This is a genomic window from Mesorhizobium sp. ES1-6, from assembly GCF_020164775.1.
GTDB lineage: Bacteria > Pseudomonadota > Alphaproteobacteria > Rhizobiales > Rhizobiaceae > Mesorhizobium.
Map to the genome: position 1 here is coordinate 538,978 of NZ_JAIUGU010000001.1, position 16,796 is coordinate 555,773.

General features: G+C 62.0%; 14 protein-coding genes and 1 tRNA gene. 2 read left to right on the plus strand and 13 right to left on the minus strand.

What is annotated here, in order from left to right; all coding sequences use genetic code 11:
* From otsB to LB564_RS02900, 4 genes are all read right to left on the minus strand, one after another.
* The gene (otsB, locus tag LB564_RS02885) at nucleotides 1-759 is read right to left on the minus strand and encodes a trehalose-phosphatase (RefSeq protein WP_224534793.1); all 759 of its coding nucleotides are present in this window, start codon (nucleotides 757-759) and stop codon (nucleotides 1-3) included.
* The gene (locus LB564_RS02890) at nucleotides 759-2,534 is read right to left on the minus strand and encodes a trehalose-6-phosphate synthase (RefSeq protein WP_224534796.1); all 1,776 of its coding nucleotides are present in this window, start codon (nucleotides 2,532-2,534) and stop codon (nucleotides 759-761) included. The genes otsB and LB564_RS02890 overlap by 1 nt, the downstream gene beginning before the upstream one ends.
* 106 nt (nucleotides 2,535-2,640) lie before the next feature.
* Entirely contained in the window at nucleotides 2,641-4,803 is a 2,163-nt protein-coding gene (locus LB564_RS02895; RefSeq protein WP_224535407.1) for a glycogen debranching N-terminal domain-containing protein, read from the minus strand.
* A gap of 44 nt (nucleotides 4,804-4,847) precedes the next feature.
* Entirely contained in the window at nucleotides 4,848-5,909 is a 1,062-nt protein-coding gene (locus LB564_RS02900) for a glycosyltransferase family 4 protein (protein WP_224534798.1), read from the minus strand.
* A gap of 179 nt (nucleotides 5,910-6,088) precedes the next feature.
* Between LB564_RS02900 and LB564_RS02905 the strand changes: the two genes are divergently transcribed.
* Complete coding sequence (locus LB564_RS02905) at nucleotides 6,089-6,565, plus strand: hypothetical protein (RefSeq protein ID WP_224534800.1); 477 nt, start codon at nucleotides 6,089-6,091, stop codon at nucleotides 6,563-6,565.
* A 71-nt stretch (nucleotides 6,566-6,636) separates the two neighbouring features.
* On the opposite strand, the gene LB564_RS02910 is transcribed toward LB564_RS02905, so the two are convergent.
* A tRNA-Lys gene (locus LB564_RS02910) sits at nucleotides 6,637-6,712 on the minus strand.
* A gap of 296 nt (nucleotides 6,713-7,008) precedes the next feature.
* Between LB564_RS02910 and LB564_RS02915 the strand changes: the two genes are divergently transcribed.
* A complete protein-coding gene (locus LB564_RS02915; protein ID WP_224534802.1) occupies nucleotides 7,009-7,500 on the plus strand; it encodes a BA14K family protein in 492 nt (163 codons plus the stop codon).
* 78 nt (nucleotides 7,501-7,578) lie between these two features.
* On the opposite strand, the gene glpK is transcribed toward LB564_RS02915, so the two are convergent.
* The 8 genes from glpK to glpD all read right to left on the minus strand — a co-directional run bounded on the left by glpK (nucleotide 7,579) and on the right by glpD (nucleotide 16,794).
* Nucleotides 7,579-9,069, minus strand: a complete 1,491-nt coding sequence (gene glpK / locus LB564_RS02920) for a glycerol kinase GlpK (protein WP_224534804.1) — start codon at nucleotides 9,067-9,069, stop codon at nucleotides 7,579-7,581.
* 91 nt (nucleotides 9,070-9,160) lie between these two features.
* A complete protein-coding gene (locus LB564_RS02925; RefSeq protein WP_140701413.1) occupies nucleotides 9,161-10,885 on the minus strand; it encodes an ABC transporter substrate-binding protein in 1,725 nt (574 codons plus the stop codon).
* Nucleotides 10,886-10,969: 84 nt separating this feature from the next.
* Nucleotides 10,970-11,257: a DUF2160 domain-containing protein gene (locus LB564_RS02930; RefSeq protein WP_224534806.1), complete on the minus strand. Its 288-nt coding sequence runs from the start codon at nucleotides 11,255-11,257 to the stop codon at nucleotides 10,970-10,972.
* Between the two features lie 3 nt (nucleotides 11,258-11,260).
* Complete coding sequence (locus LB564_RS02935) at nucleotides 11,261-12,181, minus strand: carbohydrate ABC transporter permease (RefSeq protein WP_140701415.1); 921 nt, start codon at nucleotides 12,179-12,181, stop codon at nucleotides 11,261-11,263.
* 1 nt (nucleotide 12,182) lies between these two features.
* The gene (locus LB564_RS02940) at nucleotides 12,183-13,049 is read right to left on the minus strand and encodes a carbohydrate ABC transporter permease (protein ID WP_140701416.1); all 867 of its coding nucleotides are present in this window, start codon (nucleotides 13,047-13,049) and stop codon (nucleotides 12,183-12,185) included.
* Nucleotides 13,050-14,135 (minus strand): ABC transporter ATP-binding protein, encoded by a 1,086-nt coding sequence (locus tag LB564_RS02945; protein WP_224534809.1) that lies wholly within the window; start codon nucleotides 14,133-14,135, stop codon nucleotides 13,050-13,052.
* Nucleotides 14,136-14,145: 10 nt separating this feature from the next.
* Nucleotides 14,146-15,225, minus strand: a complete 1,080-nt coding sequence (locus tag LB564_RS02950; protein WP_224534811.1) for an ABC transporter ATP-binding protein — start codon at nucleotides 15,223-15,225, stop codon at nucleotides 14,146-14,148.
* A 42-nt stretch (nucleotides 15,226-15,267) separates the two neighbouring features.
* A complete protein-coding gene (glpD, locus tag LB564_RS02955; RefSeq protein WP_224534814.1) occupies nucleotides 15,268-16,794 on the minus strand; it encodes a glycerol-3-phosphate dehydrogenase in 1,527 nt (508 codons plus the stop codon).
* Between the last annotated feature and the right edge of the window lie 2 nt (nucleotides 16,795-16,796).

Below are 16,796 nucleotides of genomic sequence, written 5' to 3' on the forward strand. Positions count from 1 at the left end.
TCAGCGGACCTGAGCGAGGCTTACCGCACCCAGCCAGGCCAAGGCCTCGTCCACGCCGGCAAGCGTGTATCGCGCTGCTGTCGGCCCGCGCGGTTTGATGCGAATCGAAATGCCGTCCATCTCATTGACGGCCTCGAACCCGTTCTCGTCGGACGTGTCGTCGCCCAGAAACACTGGCCGCTTCCCCTCGAAAGCCGGCAGATCCAAAAAGCGCCTGATTGCCGCGCCCTTCGCTGCCTCCAGCGGCATCAATTCAACGCCGGCATTACCCGCCAGCACCCGATATCCCACGGGCAACCTCTCCAGCGCCTGTTCGACCAGTTGCGTCGCGCGCTGCAACAAGTGCGGCGCCGCGCGTGTGTGGATTGCCAGGATCGGACCCTTGCGCTCGATATAGACGTCCGCGCTGGCCAGTTCCGCTTCGACTTCCTCGGCAAGCGCGGCAATGTCGGCCGGCTCGCCAGCCGCCTCCACCGGACCGTCACGCGTGAGCCTGTGCTCAAGCCCATAGAGCCCGGCGGCGCGCAATCTTAGGGGCTGGAAGAGATGGTCGACCGCGGCGATCGACCGTCCCGTGATGAACGCCAGGGCTCCGTCCAATTGCAATTCGAGCCCCGCCAACAGCGTACGCAGCTCATCGCTGACAACCACCGCGTCGGGATGCGCGGCATGTTCCAGAAGCGTGCCGTCAATATCCAGGAAAAGGCACCACGGCCCTCTGGGGACTTCAGGCGCGGACAGTTTTGGCAAGGACGACATCACAGCGCCGCCACGCGTCTGCGATCAAGCAGCGATATCACATTGCCTGATGACGTCGGGGCCGCGCCGACGGCGCGATCGACCGCAACGCGTTTGCGCAAGCGCGCGGCATCGAGAAGCATGCTGCCTGCCCACCGATAGACATTGTTCTCGCGAACGATCTCACGCATCCGTTGCATGCGCTGCCGCTGCTCATCCGCCGACATCGTCAAAGCCTGCAACAAGGCGTCTCCCATCATCGTGGCGTCGTAGGGGTTGACGATCAGCGCCTCCAGCAATTCCTTCGAGGCGCCGGCGAACATGCTCAGCAGGAGGACACCTTGTTCGTCATCGCGCGCCGCGACAAACTCCTTGGCCACCAGGTTCATGCCGTCATGCAGGCTTGTGACCATGCACACGTCGGCCGCCCGGTAGATTTCGTAGACCTGATCCTGCGAATGATGCTCCGTCACCATGAGGACGGGAGTGTAGCCGTCACGGCCATAGCGCCGGTTGAGGTCCTCGGCTTGGCGCAGACATTCCTCGTGCAGCTGTTGATATGCGGGCAAGCTTCCGCGGCTGGGGGCCGCGATCTGCAGGAAGGCGACCTTGCCAATCCATTCCGGATGGAGCGTCAGCAGCTCATCGAGTGCGGTAAAGCGATCGAGGATGCCCTTGGTGTAGTCGAGACGTTCGACGCCGACGCACAGCCTGACATCATCCGCCAGCCCGAATTTCTCACGAACAAGCCGGCGGCATTGCGCCACATCGGGCAGCTTGGCCTGTCGCGCCGGGTCCCATTCGATCGAAATCGGATAGGCATGAACCAGGCTGATCTGGCCGCCATAGGAGATGGCGGAATCCTCGCGCTCGATCCTGCTCTCCAGGAAGCGGTCGACGCTGTCGATGAAGTTGTTGCAATGAAACTGGGTGTGGAAGCCGACGATTGAACTGCCAAGCAGCCCTTCGAGAATCTTCTCGCGCCATGGGCAGATGCTGAAGACCTCGGAGTTCGGCCATGGAATGTGCCAGAAGGTGATGATGATCGCTTCCGGCAGGCGCTCCCGGATCATCCGCGGCAACAACGCGAAATGATAGTCCTGGACCAGAACGATCGGCCGTTCGTTGCGGGCCTCGGCGACAACCGTCTCGGCGAATTTGCGATTGACCGCCTCATAGGCCTCCCAGTCCGAAGCGCGGAAGGTCGGGCGGGTGAAGGCAATGTGGCACAGCGGCCAGAGCCCTTCATTGGCAAAGCCCAGATAATAGCCCTGCAGTTCTTCCTCGCTCAGCCAGACGCGGCGCAACGTATAGGAAGGATTTTCCGGCGGCACCTCGACGCGGTCATTTTCATCGACGACAAGTGCATCGGCCGAGCCGCCCCCATAGGCGATCCATGTGCCGGCACAGGCGCGCGTAATCGGCTCCAGGGCCGAGACCAAGCCGCTGGCGGGCACGACCAGCTGGATTTCGTCGCCGTTGCGGTTGTGGATATAGGGTTCACGGTTCGAGACCACGATCACCTGCGCGTCCGGAAGTTCCTTCGCCAGAATGTGACGCAAGGTTTCCGGCGACCATTGGACGAGCGCGGCGGTAGCGGATTGCCCATTCTTTTCGAATTCCGGCAGCGGACTGCGGGCGAGCCCTGCTTCGAGGCGAGTGCGCTTCGCGTTTCTGGCCCGATTCGCCCGCGAAACCGCCAGCGTCAGGGCGATGCACAAGGTACCGACAATTGCGATGATGAAGAGCCACGTTGCAGCCGAAGGGACGACCAGATACGAACTGTTGTCGGGCATTTCGAATTGATTACCTTTCAATGCGATGCGGCAAATCCACCGACAGGAACTCCAGCATCCTTGGCATGGCAATCCAACGTTCCGGACCCCTGATGGTTCCGATTTTTCAGCTCCTGACCACCAGAGGGACCAGACCCTCATGCGCATCGGCGAGGAAGGCGCCGACACGATCTCCCACGCGTTGAAACGTCAGATCCACCGCCACATCTCCTACCGAGAGATGGCGAAGGACGAGGTTGTCGATACCGATCGGCAAGCGCGGCTGGGTCACGTGAATTTCGTTGGTCCGGCCGTCGATCTGGAGGCCCAGGCAGGCCTGCATGAGCATGAAGGCGGAGCCCGCGGACCAGGCCTGCGGCAGGCAGGCCACCGGATAGGCGATCGGCGCTTCGCCGGCCGCGCGCGTGAAACCACAGAACAGTTCGGGCAGCCGCATGTTGAAGTGAACCGCGGATTCGAAGGTTCCGCTCATCAACCGCACCACGCTGTCGCGGATCCCGTATCGTGCCAGTCCGGCCGCGCAGATCGCGGTGTCGTGCGGCCAGATCGACCCGTTATGATAGGACATCGGATTGAAGAAGATCGCGTCGTCGGCCAGCGTTCTCAGTCCCCAGCCGGAATGGAACGAAGCCGACAGCAACTGGTCGGCGACCATGCGTGCGCGATCCGAACTGGGAAGGCCGACATAGAGCAGGTGACCGGCATTGGACGTGCGCACCTTGCAGGGCTGGCCATCGCCATCGATCGCCAATGCATAATAGCCGAGGTCTTCGATCCAGAAGTGGCGTTCGACGTGTTGGCGAATGGCATCCGCGCGCATTTCCCAATCCTGCGCCCGCTCCTCTTCGCCGCGCAACCGCGCAAGCTTTGCCAATCCCTGGAACGCCGCGAAGACGTAGCCCTGGACCTCGACCAGCGCGATCGGTCCTTTTGGAATGCGGCCGTCGGCATGGAAGACGGAATCGAAACTGTCCTTCCACCCCTGGTTGGCAAGCCCTGATTCCGCGGCGCGCTGGTAGGTGAGGAACCCTGTGGAACGGCTCGCTGTTTCGATCCACTCGGCCGCCGCGCACAGCGATGGCCAAAGGCTGTCGATGAAAGCCGTGTCTCCCGTGCGTTCGGCATAGGCGCAGGCGAGATGGATGTAGAGCGGCGTCGTGTCGACACCGCCATAGTAGCGGCCGAACGGCAGTTCGCTGAGCGCCGCCATCTCGCCCTTGCGCGTCTCGTGCATGATCTTGCCGGGTTCGGAATCGCTGAAGAGAGAGGTCTCGGTCGCCTGGTGCTGCGCCAGAAACGCAAGCACGCCGCGGGCCAGGCCTGGATTGAGCCAAAGCATCTGCAAGGCGGAAATCACCCCGTCCCGGCCGAAGGCGGTGGAAAACCATGGAATGCCGGCATAGGGGTAAGGGCCGGTCGCCAATTCCGTCGTGAGCAACGCCACGTCCGCGCGGGCGCGTTCCATCCAATCATTGAAAACGCGGCCCGAGCTGTGCAGCGTCGCGCCATGCCGGCGCTTGGCGCGCATGCCGAAACGGGCGCGGGCGGCGGCGGCCCGGAACCGGCCGCTTTCGGGCCGGTCTGTCGTCTCGCCGCCCACTTCCACGTAAAGCGTCTGGCTGCTACGCTTGGTGATCGCGATGAAGAAATCCGCCCGCTCGGAGGTCAATTGATCGGGGGTCTGCGAAAACGATATCGCGGACGTGCGCACCACCTTGTCCAGGCCTTCATAGCGCAGCACGACCGAGTTCCGATCGATCTCGGCCGTGTGGGCAGTTCCCCGCTTGGGACGAGTCGAACCCCGAACCTCGAACATGTCGCGGAAATCGACACCGAAGCGCAGTGACAAAAGAATGGTCGAATGCTCTCGGCTGTAGTTGGAGAGCGTTATGCGTTCATACAGTCTTTCCTGCCACAGCAGTCTGACCCGCTCGATATGAAGGGCACCTTGCGGAATCTGTCGGCCAGCGGCGCTCTCGATCGGCAGGTTGGTCAGATTGCTCGTGAACAGGACGTTGTCCTGGCTAAGCGATGCGCCAAGCAATGACAGCGACCGTCCGCCGACGGTCAGGCGAAATTCGGAGAGCATCCGCGTGTCGTCACGGAAGAAGCCGTCGCCGGCACCGCGTATGTCGCCATAGGCATCGGCGACGGCAAAGCAGTCACCGTGCTTGAGGGCGTAAAGCCGATGCGGCTCCCGGGGCGCGGTTTCGTCGAGTGAAGCCAGTGCGATTGCAGGATCGAGCTTGCGCTCGTCGAGTTGGGTTATGGTCAAGAAGATTGTCCCGTGTTGGTTTCCGAACGGGTGAAGGTCTACGAAGCTCTGCTTTCTTCGAGACCATCGTTCAGCCGCGAATAAGCCGCGACATAATCCCTGGCCATTCTGTCGGCCGAAAACCGCCTTTCGAAGGCCGTTCTTATTCGTCGCCTGTCGAGTTGCAGGAGAGCAGGCATCGAGGCGACGGCATCCTCGATGGTCTCGACGACAAAGCCGGTGGCCCCGTGATCGATGATCTCGGGCATGGCGCCGCAACTCCAGGCCATGACCGGGGTTCCGCAGGCCATGGCCTCGATCACCGCAAGCCCGAAGGGTTCGGGCCAATCGATGGGGAACAGCAAGGCGGCCGCATTGCCCAAGAACCTGGCCTTCTGGTCCTCGCCGATCTCGCCAACATATTCGACCCGGTCGCCATCGATCAGCGGCTGCACGACTTCCTCGAAATACGCGCGGTCGCCATCGCCGACCTTGGCGGCGAGCTTCAGTTTCAGGCCGGTGCGGCGGGCGATCTCGATCGCCCGATCCGGCCGCTTGTCGCGCGACATTCGGCCGAGAAACGCAAGGTAGGTGCCGTCCGAGCCCGCTTCGAAATCGGGCTCATAAAGCCCAAGCGGCAACCCGTGATGGATTGTCGCCAGCCAATTGGCGGACGCGAACCGCGCCCGCTGGCTGCGGGATATGGAAATCATGGGGAACCGCGGAAACCGGTCATAGGCCTGCGCGAGATCCACGTAATCCAACCTGCCATGCGGGGTCGTCACCGTGCGTTGCGGCATATCGCGGAAAAACGGGAAATGCAGGAAATGGCTGAGATGGAAATGAACGACGTCGAAGTCGTCGGCGCGTTTCCTCACCTCGTCGAGCATGGACAGATGCGCCGCGATCTCCGACTTCAGCGGGCGGGGATCGAGACGAAGCGCCCTTTCGCGGCACGGCACGAGCTTGGCCGAGGTCTTCGTATCGCCGCTGGCGAACAAGGTCACCTCGTGGCCGAGGTCGACGAGCGCTTCGGTAAGGTATGAGATGATGCGCTCGGTACCCCCGTACAGTCTTGGCGGCACCGATTCGTACAGCGGCGCGACATGGGCGATCTTCATGTCCCGGCGTCCCTCAATAAGCTGGTCATAGAGCCAAAATGCATCAGGGCCGGGATCGTTCCGGAATCATTGGAAGGTGCGGCGAATGATCGATCCGTCCCCTGTTTGGCTCGATGCAGCCGCCCTATTTCCTGTTGTTGCCGCCGACCTTGCGCTTACGGCGGTCGAAGGAGGCCCAGATGCAGGAACCCAGGGATATCGCAGCCCGGCGTCTGAGTATGATCATCGAGCAATATGTCGAGGCCAGAAAACGGCATTTCGGCTTTGTGTCCACGGACCAGGCTGCCCGAGTGATCCGCAGAACCCTGAAACCTGATCCTTCTGAGCCAGCGCTTTCCGATCACGACCTCGACGACATGGTCGCCTCCCTCGCTGTGAAGAACGGCTTGGCCGTCATCTTCGACCGCGGCGTAAGGGGACCGGCCAACGGCGCCGAGGCCGACCTGAACAGAAAGGAACCGATTATGCGAGCACCGACCGAGACCCCCGATGTTGCCGGCGCGGTGGACGCCATCCTGAGCGATCGCACGGCGCGGCTTTCGATGAGCGCCGTGATCTCGTTGCTGCGCGAACGGACGGGCACGAAGCGATCCGACGCGGATCTGGAAGGGCTGATCGCCAAGAAAGCCGCCGTTTTGGACGTGCACCTGTCATGAAGCATCTGAACAGTCGTTGAGTGCGACAAGATACACGGACAAATCAAAACCGCTGGCAAGACATTTGACGATGGTGAGCGCGATGGGATTCGAACCCATGACCTACTGATTAAAAGTCAGTTGCTCTACCGGCTGAGCTACGCGCTCCCGCGGGCTCGAAAAGGCCGCCCTCGAAATTGCGCGGAACATAGGGAGAGTGCCGCGACCGGTCAACCGGAAAAGAGCGTCAAAAGGCCAGCTGTTTCAAGCATGGTCACTTCGCCTGATAAGACGCCCCGAAGGCTCCAAATCCCCCGAGCAGCCGGCAGAACTTTTCGATGGGCTGCCGACCCAACCGAGAAACATTACAAATCAGCAACTTGGCGGTTCATGAGGAACCATCGGTAAGATCGCTCGTTACCTCGCCACAAGGGACGTCAATCACCCTTTCGAAGGAGAAGACCATGAACAAGCTCGCAACGGGTATACTGGCGACCACGCTATCAATATCTTTTGCCGCGGCGGCCGCCATGCCGGCGGAAGCAGCCCAGATGTTTGTGCCGCGGACGTCATCAGCTTCTAGCGATGCACAGAACGTCGACTACAAGCCCTGGATGAACAACCGCCACGGCAATCGAAACTTCAGCAACCGCAACTTCAACCGCAATCGTAACTTTGCGCGAAACTATGATGGTGGAAGTTATTGGAACGGCCATCGCGGCTATCGTGAATACCGTCGCGGTTACCGCCGCCATGGCGATTACTGGTTCCCGCTTGCCGCTTTCGCGACTGGCGCATTGATCACCGGTGCGATCGTCAACAGCGAGAGCAATCGTGTCTATGAAGGCAACTCGCACGTCCAGTGGTGCTACGACCGCTACAAGAGCTACCGGGCATCGGACAACACCTTCCAGCCGTACAATGGGCCGCGCCAGGAGTGCCGCTCGCCGTACTGATCCGCGGATAGTGTGAGTGGCGTATGAGTAGCGTATGCTTGTGAGTAGAAGGCCCGCGCCAAAATGGCGCGGGCTTTTTTAGGTGCTCAGTGTCCTGCGCACGGCATCGCGCCAGCCCGACAGTTTCGCCGCACGGCTGGAAGCGTCCATCTCCGGCTGAAAGCGCCGCTCCAGCGCCCAGCTTTTTGCGAATTCTCGCGCCTTCGGCCACACGCCGGCTCTCGAACCGGCGAGCCAGGCCGCTCCCAGAGCGGTCGTCTCCAGTATGGTCGGCCGATCGACCGGCGCGTCGAGAATGTCGGCCAGTCTCTGCATGGTCCAGTCCGACGCCACCATGCCGCCATCGACCCTGAGCACGGTCTTGGCGGAGGCGCCCTTCCAGTCCTTGCGCATCGCATCCAGCAGGTCGCGGGTCTGATATGCGACAGATTCCAGAGCGGCGCGGGCGAACTCCGCCGGGCCGGAATTGCGGGTCAACCCGAAGATCGCGCCCCTCGCCCCGGCGTCCCAATGCGGCGCGCCGAGCCCGACAAAAGCCGGCACCAGATAGACATTCTGGGTCGGATCGGCCTCCGCCGCCAGCCTGCCGCTCTGTTCGGCCTTGCCGATCACCTTGATGCCATCGCGCAGCCATTGCACGGCGGCCCCGGCAATGAAGATCGAGCCTTCCAGCGCGTAGGTGGTCTTGCCGTTCAACCGATAGGCGATGGTCGTCAGCAGCCGGTTCTTCGAGCGCACCAGATCGCTGCCGGTGTTGAGCAGCGCAAAACAGCCTGTGCCGTAGGTGGATTTCATCATACCCGGCTCGAAGCAGGCCTGCCCGATGGTTGCGGCATGCTGGTCGCCGGCGACGCCGAGGATTCTGATCTCGGCGCCAAAGAGGCTTTTCTCTGTGATTCCATATTCATCGGCGCAATCCTTGACCTCGGGCAACATCGCGGCTGGAATGCGCAGGATGGAAAGCAGTTCGTCGTCCCAAGCATTCTCGGCGATGTTGTAGACGAGCGTGCGGGACGCGTTGGTGGCATCGGTGGCGTGCACCTTGCCGCCGGTCAGCCGCCAGATCAGAAAACTGTCGATGGTGCCGGCCAGCAATTCGCCCTTCTCGGCCCGCTTCCTTGCGCCTTTCACCTTGTCCAGCATCCAGGCGATCTTGGTGCCCGAAAAATAGGGATCGAGCAGCAGGCCGGTCTTGCGCGTGAATTTCTTTTCCAGCCCTTGTTTCTTGAGCTTCTGGCAAAGCGGCGCGGTGCGCCGATCCTGCCAGACAATCGCGTTGTGAATCGGTTTGCCCGTCGCCCTATCCCAGATGACGACGGTCTCGCGCTGGTTGGTGATGCCGATGGCCACGACATCGGCAGCCGTACAGCCGGCCTTTTTCAGTGCGGCCTTCACCGTCGTCACGACGCTTGCCCAGATCTCTTCCGGGTCGTGCTCGACCCAGCCGGAGGCCGGATAGTGCTGGGTGAATTCCTTCTGCCCGCTGCCGGCGACTGTCATGTCCTTGTCGAACAGGATCGCCCGGGTCGATGTCGTTCCCTGGTCGATGGCCAGCACAAAACCGCTCATCCCAACGTCCTCCGCCTTGATACAAAGAAGGGAGACGGCAACGCGCCGTCTCCCCTGTTTCACACGGGCGCGAACGCCCGCATAGACCGTCTTACTTCTGCCAGCTCTTGACCAGCTCGTCATAGTTGATGGTCTGCGGCTTTTCCTTCTCGTTCTCGATCTTCAGCTGAGGCGCGAGATTGCCGGCCTTGACCGCGTCGGCATTCCAGTAAGCGAGATCATGTTCCTCGGCGAGCTTCGGCCCGATGTCACCCTGGACGCCGGACTTCTCGATGCGGCCCATGACCTTTTCCTGCTCGGCGCAGAGCGAGTCCATCGCTTCCTGCGCGCTCTTGGCGCCCGACGACGCATCGCCGATCGCCTGCCACCAGAGTTGTGCCAGCTTCGGATAGTCAGGCACGTTGGTGCCGGTCGGCGACCACTGCACACGGGCTGGCGAACGATAGAACTCGATCAGGCCGCCGAGCTTCGGTGCGCGTTCGGTGAAGCTCTTGTCGTGGATCGTGGAGTCGCGGATGAAGGTCAGGCCGACATGGCTCTTCTTCACGTCCACGGTCTTCGATGTCACGAACTGGGCATAGAGCCAGGCCGCCTTCGCCCGGTCTTCGGGCGTCGACTTCATCAGCGTCCACGACCCGACGTCCTGGTAGCCGAGCTTCATGCCGTCCTTCCAGTAGACGCCATGCGGCGATGGGGCCATGCGCCACTTCGGCGTGCCATCGTCGTTCATGACCGGCAGGCCAGGCTTCACCATGTCGGCGGTGAAGGCGGTGTACCAGAAGATCTGCTGGGCGATGTTGCCCTGCGCCGGAACCGGGCCCGATTCGGAGAAGGTCATGCCCTGCGCTTCCTGCGGCGCGTAGGCCTTCAGCCAGTCCAGGTATTTCTGGATCGAATAGACCGCGGCCGGGCCGTTGGTGTCGCCGCCGCGCGCCGTGCAGGAGCCGACCGGCTGCGATTTCTCGTTGACCTTGATGCCCCATTCGTCGACCGGCAGCCCGTTGGGCAGGCCCTTGTCGCCATTGCCGGCCATCGACAGCCACGCGTCGGTGAACCGCCAGCCCAGCGACGGGTCCTTCTTGCCGTAGTCCATGTGGCCATAGACTTTCTTGCCGTCGACGTCGCGGCCGGTGAAGAACTCGGCGATATCCTCATAGGCCGACCAGTTGACCGGCACGCCGAGGTCGTAACCGTACTTTGCCTTGAAGTCGGCCTTGTTCTTCTCGTCGTTGAACCAGTCGTAACGGAACCAGTAGAGGTTGGCGAACTGCTGGTCGGGGAGCTGATAGAGCTTCTTGTCCGGCGCCGTGGTGAAGGAGGAGCCGACGAAGTCTGCCAGGTCGAGGCCCGGATTGGTGACGTCCTTGCCTTCACCAGCCATCCAGTCGGTCAGGTTGCGCACCTGCTGGTAGCGCCAGTGGGTGCCGATCAGATCGCTGTCGTTGACCCAGCCGTCATAGAGGTTCTGACCGGTCTGCATTTGGGTCTGGATCTTCTCGACGACGTCGCCTTCCTGGATGACGTCATGCGTGACCTTGATGCCGGTGATGGCGGCAAACGCCGGCGCCAGCACCTGCGATTCATACTGGTGTGTCGTCAGCGTTTCCGAGACAACCTTGATCTCCATGCCGGCGAACGGCTTGGCGGCGTCGATGAACCACTGCATTTCCTTTTCCTGGTCGGCGCGCGAGAGCGTCGACAGATCGCCTATCTCCTTGTCGAGAAAGGTCTTTGCTTCATCCATTCCGGCATAGGCGTGGCCCGCGCCGAGCAAAAGGACAAGGGCAGTCGTTGACGTTAAAAATTGCCGTCGCATTGTGTCTCCTCCAAGTTTCTAAAAAGGTTTCAAGTGCGATCTGGAGCGTCCGCCGATACGCGGCCGCCCCATCAGTTTCCCCCTCTATACGTAGCGGAACACGCCAATGGCGTAGACCACGGAGAGAGCGAGAGCCCACCACAGGCTGGGCCCAACCAGACCCAGCCAAGCGAGATGGATAAAGGCGCTGCCAAGCAGCGAAACGAAGAGGCGGTCGCCGCGCGTCGTCTCGAAGCGCAGCACGCCGATACGCGGATGACCGCCGGGCGAAGCGTATTCCCAGACACCCATGCCGAGCAAAAGCAGCGCGATGACGCTGAAGAACGCCGCCGTCGGCCAGGTCCACGCCATCCAGGAGAAATCGAGGTCCATGGATCATACCCTCCCCAGGGCGAAGCCCTTGGCGATGTAGTTTCTGACGAACCAGATCACGAGCGCACCCGGGATCAGCGTCAGCACGCCGGCGGCGGCGAGCAGCCCCCAATCCATGCCCGAGGCCGACACGGTGCGGGTCATCGTTGCCGCGATCGGCTTGGCGTCGGTCGTGGTCAACGTGCGCGCGATCAAGAGCTCGACCCACGAGAACATGAAACAGAAGAAGCAGGCGACACCGATGCCGCTGGCGATCAGCGGCATGAATATCTTGATGAAGAAGCGCGGGAACGAATAACCGTCGATATAGGCGGTTTCGTCGATTTCCTTCGGCACGCCCGACATGAAACCTTCGAGAATCCACACCGCCAGCGGCACGTTGAACAGGCAGTGCGCCAGCGCCACCGCGATGTGCGTGTCGATCAGGCCGAAGGCCGAATAGAGCTGGAAGAACGGCAGGGCGAACACCGCCGGCGGCGCCATGCGGTTGGTCAGCAGCCAGAAGAACAGATGCTTGTCGCCAAGGAAGCGGTAGCGCGAGAAGGCATAAGCCGCCGGCAGCGCCACGGTGACCGAAATCACCATGTTCATCACGACATAGGTGATCGAGTTGACGTAGCCGGAATACCAGGCCTTCTGCGTGAAGATAGTGACGTAGTTGGCGATTGTCGGCGCATGCGGGTAGAGCGTCAGCGAGTTGACGATCTCGGCATTGGTCTTGAAGCTCATGTTGATGAGCCAGTAGATCGGCAGCAAAAGCACGATGATGTAGAGCGTCGGCACGATCCACCACCAGCGCGATTCCTCGCCGCGGCGGCGCATGCGCCTGTCGAGTTCGCTCTGCGACAGCGAACTGGCGAGCCCTTCGGAAGCGGCCGTGCCGTTCATCGCGTTGCGTTCGGTGCGTTCATTGGCGCCTGCCATCTCAACGCTCCGCGTCGTAGTTGGTCATCACGGTGTAGAACACCCACGACAACAACAGGATGATGAGGAAGTAGACCAGCGACATTGCCGCCGCCGGACCAAGGTCGAACTGGCCGAGCGCCGTCTTGACGAGGTCGATCGACAGGAACGTCGTCGAATTGCCCGGACCGCCACCCGTAACGACGAAAGGTTCGGTGTAGATCATGAAGCTATCCATGAAGCGCAGCAGCACGGCGATCAAAAGCACACGCTGCATCTTCGGCAGCTGGATGTAGCGAAAGACAGCCCAGCGCGAGGCGCCGTCGATCTTGGCCGCCTGGTAGAAGGCGTCTGGGATCGAGACCAGGCCGGCATAGCAGAGCAGCACGACCAGGCTGGTCCAGTGCCAGACATCCATGACGATGATCGTGACCCAGGCGTCGAACGGATCCTGCACGTAATTGTAGTCGATGCCGAGCGCGTTGACGTAGTAGCCGAGCAGGCCGATGTCGTTGCGCCCGAACACCTGCCAGATGGTGCCGACGACGTTCCACGGGATCAGCAGCGGCAGCGACATCAACACCAGGCAGACCGGTACGCCCCAGCCCTTTTTCGGCATGTTGAGCGCGATGAAGATGCCGAGCGGCACCTCTATCGCCAGGATGATGAAGGAAAAGACCAGGTTGCGAACCATCGCTTCCCAGAAGCGGCTGGATGAAAGCAGTTCCTCGAACCACTCGGTGCCCGCCCAGAAGAAGACGTTGTTGCCGAACGTGTCCTGAACCGAATAGTTGACGACCGTCATCAGCGGGATGACGGCGGTGAAGGCCACCAGCACCAGCACCGGCAGCACCAGGAACCAAGCCTTGTTGTTCCAGGTCTTGTCCATCTATGCCACCCCCATCTCGACACGCCCCATGTCAACTAGCCAGGAATCGGCATAGATGTTGATGCCGGCCGGATCGAACCGCACCTTCGGTTCGGCAGGCACTGTCTCGTCCTCGCCGATGACCGCCGCGATGTCGCGGCCCTCCAACTTGGCACGCACCACCTTGTGTCGGCCGACATCCTCGACCTTGCTGATCGAAACGGCCATGCCGTCGCGGCCGAGCCGCACATATTCCGGCCGGATGCCAAGCTCGATCGCGCCACTGCCCGCCTTGGGCGCGCCCGGCAGCTCGATCCGCTGTGAGCCGAGCGTCGCGGTTTTGCCGTCGATCGCCACCGGCATGACATTCATGCCGGGCGAGCCGATGAAATAGCCGACGAAGGTGTGGCGCGGCCGCTCGAACAGTTCCGCCGGCGTGCCGATCTGGACGATGCCGCCATCATACATGACCACCACCTGGTCGGCGAAGGTCAGTGCCTCGGTCTGGTCGTGCGTGACATAGACCATGGTGTAGCCGAAGCGGCGATGAAGCTGTTTCAATTGCGAACGCAGCACCCATTTCATATGCGGGTCGATGACCGTCAGCGGTTCGTCGAACAGGATGGCGTTGACGTCGGAACGCACCAGCCCGCGACCAAGCGAAATCTTCTGTTTCTGGTCGGCGGTCAGGCCCCTCGCCTTCTTCTTGGCCCACGATGCCAGATCGATCATCTCCAGCGTCTCGCGCACCTTGCGGTCGACGTCGGCTTCCGGCACGCCGCGATTGCGCAGCGGGAAGGCCAGATTGTCGTAAACGGTCATGGTGTCGTAGATGACCGGGAACTGGAACACCTGCGCGATGTTGCGCTCCTGCGTCGACAAATTGGTCACGTCCCTGCCGTTGAACAGCAGCTGGCCATGCGAGGGATGGAGCAGGCCTGAAATGATGTTGAGCAGCGTTGTCTTGCCGCAGCCGGACGGCCCCAGCAGCGCATAGGCGCCGCCATCCTCGAAAATGTGGTGCACTTCGCGCAGCGCGAAATCGGCATCCTTTTGCGGGTTCGGCAGGTAGGAATGCCTGACATGGTTGACGTCGATGCGTGCCATATCGCCCTCCTCAAGCCGCCAGCTTCGGCGCGGTCATGGCCCGGCCGTGCTCGTCGAAGACCATGATGTGACGCGGATCGATGAACACCTCGACCACCGCGTCGGTTTCGAAATCGCGGATGCCATGGGTCAGCATGACCCAGCGCGCATCGGCGAAATCGAGATGGATGAAACTTTCCGACCCGGTGATTTCGGTGATGGTGACCTTGGCTCGCACCGGCACGGCCAAGGCATTGGGCCGCTCGAGCGAGAGGTGATGCGGTTGGAAGCCGATCGTGTAGTTCGTATCGGCTATGCCGGCGAGTTCCACGGGCACCGGCAGCTTGACGCCCCCCTCGAGCAGGAAGTCCGGGCCCTTCTTGGCCAGCACGATGGTGTTGAGCGGCGGATCGGCGAAGGTCCTGGCCGTAACCAGATCGACCGGCCTGCGGAAGACATCGATGGTCGGGCCGAACTGGGTGATCCGGCCTTCCGACAGCGTCGCCGTGTTGCCGCCGAGCAGCAACGCTTCGTGCGGTTCGGTGGTGGCGTAGACGAAGATGGTGCCCGCGGCGGCGAAGATCCTCGGCAGTTCGGCCCGCAATTCCTCGCGCAATTTGTAGTCGAGATTGGCCAGCGGCTCGTCGAGCAGCACCAGGCTGGCATTCTTGACGATGGCGCGCGCCAGCGCCGTGCGCTGCTGCTGGCCGCCCGACAGGCTGAGCGGCGTGCGGTCGAGATAGGGCGTCAGCTTGAGAAGTGCCGCCGCTTCGCGCACCTGGCTGTCGATCTTGGCCTGTTCGACGCCGGCCACGCGCAATGGCGAGGCGATGTTCTCATAGACTGTCATCGCCGGATAATTGATGAACTGCTGGTAGACCATGGCGATCTTGCGCTTCTGCACCGGCGTCCCGGTAACGTTCTGGCCGTCGAACCAGACCGAACCGGAGGTGGGCACGTCGAGGCCGGCCATCAGCCGCATCAGGCTGGTCTTGCCCGACAGGGTCGGCCCCAGCAGGACGTTGAGCGATCCATGCTGGAGCGTCAGCGACACGTCGCGGATGTGCTCGGCCGCGCCGACCGCCTTGGTGACGTTTCTCAGTTCCAGCATGACGCCTCCTCCCAGGCCTTCCGCATCAGCTCGAGACCCTCTTCATTCGGCGGCCGCGACGTGCCGCCGGCTGATGCCGCGCATGAATTCATCCAGGGCGGCAACCTGCTCACGCGCAAGATGCAGGCCGCGCTTGGTCCGGCGCCACAGCACATCTTCCGCCGTGACAGCCCACTCGTTTTCAACGAGATAGCGCACCTCGGCCTCGTAAAGATCGCCACCGAAATTGCGGCCGAGGTCGGCAATCGACTTGGCAAGGCCGAGCAGCACCTGGGCGCGCGTCCCGTAAAGCCGGGTCAGGCGACGGGCGAGGCGCTGGTCGAGGAAGGGATAGAAACCCTTGAGCTTCGCCACCTGCGCGTCGAAACCGGTGGCCGGAAAATCGCCGCCAGGCAGCGGTGCGTTCGATGTCCACGGCTTGCCGCGCTTGCCAAGAAAACCCTCGATCTTCTCAAGCATCGATTCCGAAAGCCGGCGATAGGTGGTGATCTTGCCGCCGAAAGCGTTCACCATCGGCGCGGCGCCTTCGCCGCCATCGGCCTTCAGCACATAGTCGCGGGTCGCCTCCTGCGCCTTGGAGGCGCCGTCATCGTAGAGCGGGCGCACGGCCGAATAGGTCCAGACGATGTCCGAGCGCTTGACGGGAACCGCGAAATACTCGCTGGCCGCGGCGCAGAGATAGTCGATCTCGGTGTCGCTGATCTTCACATCATGCGGATCGCCGGGATAATCCTGATCTGTGGTGCCAATCAGCGTGAACTCGTCCTCGTAGGGAATGGCGAAGATGATGCGGCCATCCCTGTTCTGGAAGAAATAGGCGCGCGGATCGTCGAACTTCTTGGCGATGACGATGTGGCTGCCCTGCACCAGGCGTACATTGTGCACGTCGTTCAGCCCGACGACGCCGGACAGCACGTGATCGACCCAGGGCCCCGCCGCGTTGACCAGCAGCCGCGCCTTGACCTCTTCGGTCTCGCCGGTCCGCAGGTCTTCGACCCTGATTGTCCAAAGGCCGTTTTCGCGGCGCGCGCCGACCACCTTGGTACGGGTGCGGATCGTTGCGCCGCGATCGGCGGCATCACGTGCGTTGAGCGCCACCAGACGCGCGTCGTTGACCCAGCCGTCGGAATATTCGAAAGCCTTTTTGAACAAAGGTTTCAAAGGCTTGCCGGCCGGATCGCTCGTCATGTCGAGCGTCCTGGTCGCCGGCAGCAATTTGCGCCCGCCAATGTGATCGTAGAGAAACAGGCCAAGCCGGATCAGCCAGGCCGGGCGCAGGCCCTTGGCGTAGGGCAGCACGAAACGCATCGGCCAGATGATGTGCGGCGCGTTCTTCCAAAGCACCTCGCGCTCCATCAGCGCTTCGCGCACCAGACGGAATTCGTAGAATTCGAGATAGCGCAGGCCGCCATGAATGAGCTTGGTCGAGCCGGATGAAGTTCCGCTGGCGAGATCGTTCATCTCGGCCAGAAAGACCGAAAACCCGCGCCCAACGGCATCCCGGGCAATGCCACAGCCGTTGATGCCACCGCCTATGACGAAGATGTCACGGATTGAAGATGCGTCCACCA

What these genes read in the sequence shown, in the direction of transcription:
- LB564_RS02950 (WP_224534811.1), bottom strand. Translation starts at nt 15,225, where the DNA reads ATGCTGGAACTGAGAAACGTCACCAAGGCGGTCGGCGCGGCCGAGCAC.
- LB564_RS02905 (WP_224534800.1), top strand. Translation starts at nt 6,089, where the DNA reads ATGCAGGAACCCAGGGATATCGCAGCCCGGCGTCTGAGTATGATCATC.
- LB564_RS02945 (WP_224534809.1), bottom strand. Translation starts at nt 14,135, where the DNA reads ATGGCACGCATCGACGTCAACCATGTCAGGCATTCCTACCTGCCGAAC.
- LB564_RS02900 (WP_224534798.1), bottom strand. Translation starts at nt 5,909, where the DNA reads ATGAAGATCGCCCATGTCGCGCCGCTGTACGAATCGGTGCCGCCAAGA.
- LB564_RS02890 (WP_224534796.1), bottom strand. Translation starts at nt 2,534, where the DNA reads ATGCCCGACAACAGTTCGTATCTGGTCGTCCCTTCGGCTGCAACGTGG.
- glpK (WP_224534804.1), bottom strand. Translation starts at nt 9,069, where the DNA reads ATGAGCGGTTTTGTGCTGGCCATCGACCAGGGAACGACATCGACCCGG.
- LB564_RS02925 (WP_140701413.1), bottom strand. Translation starts at nt 10,885, where the DNA reads ATGCGACGGCAATTTTTAACGTCAACGACTGCCCTTGTCCTTTTGCTC.
- LB564_RS02930 (WP_224534806.1), bottom strand. Translation starts at nt 11,257, where the DNA reads ATGGACCTCGATTTCTCCTGGATGGCGTGGACCTGGCCGACGGCGGCG.
- LB564_RS02935 (WP_140701415.1), bottom strand. Translation starts at nt 12,181, where the DNA reads ATGGCAGGCGCCAATGAACGCACCGAACGCAACGCGATGAACGGCACG.
- LB564_RS02915 (WP_224534802.1), top strand. Translation starts at nt 7,009, where the DNA reads ATGAACAAGCTCGCAACGGGTATACTGGCGACCACGCTATCAATATCT.
- otsB (WP_224534793.1), bottom strand. Translation starts at nt 759, where the DNA reads ATGTCGTCCTTGCCAAAACTGTCCGCGCCTGAAGTCCCCAGAGGGCCG.
- LB564_RS02940 (WP_140701416.1), bottom strand. Translation starts at nt 13,049, where the DNA reads ATGGACAAGACCTGGAACAACAAGGCTTGGTTCCTGGTGCTGCCGGTG.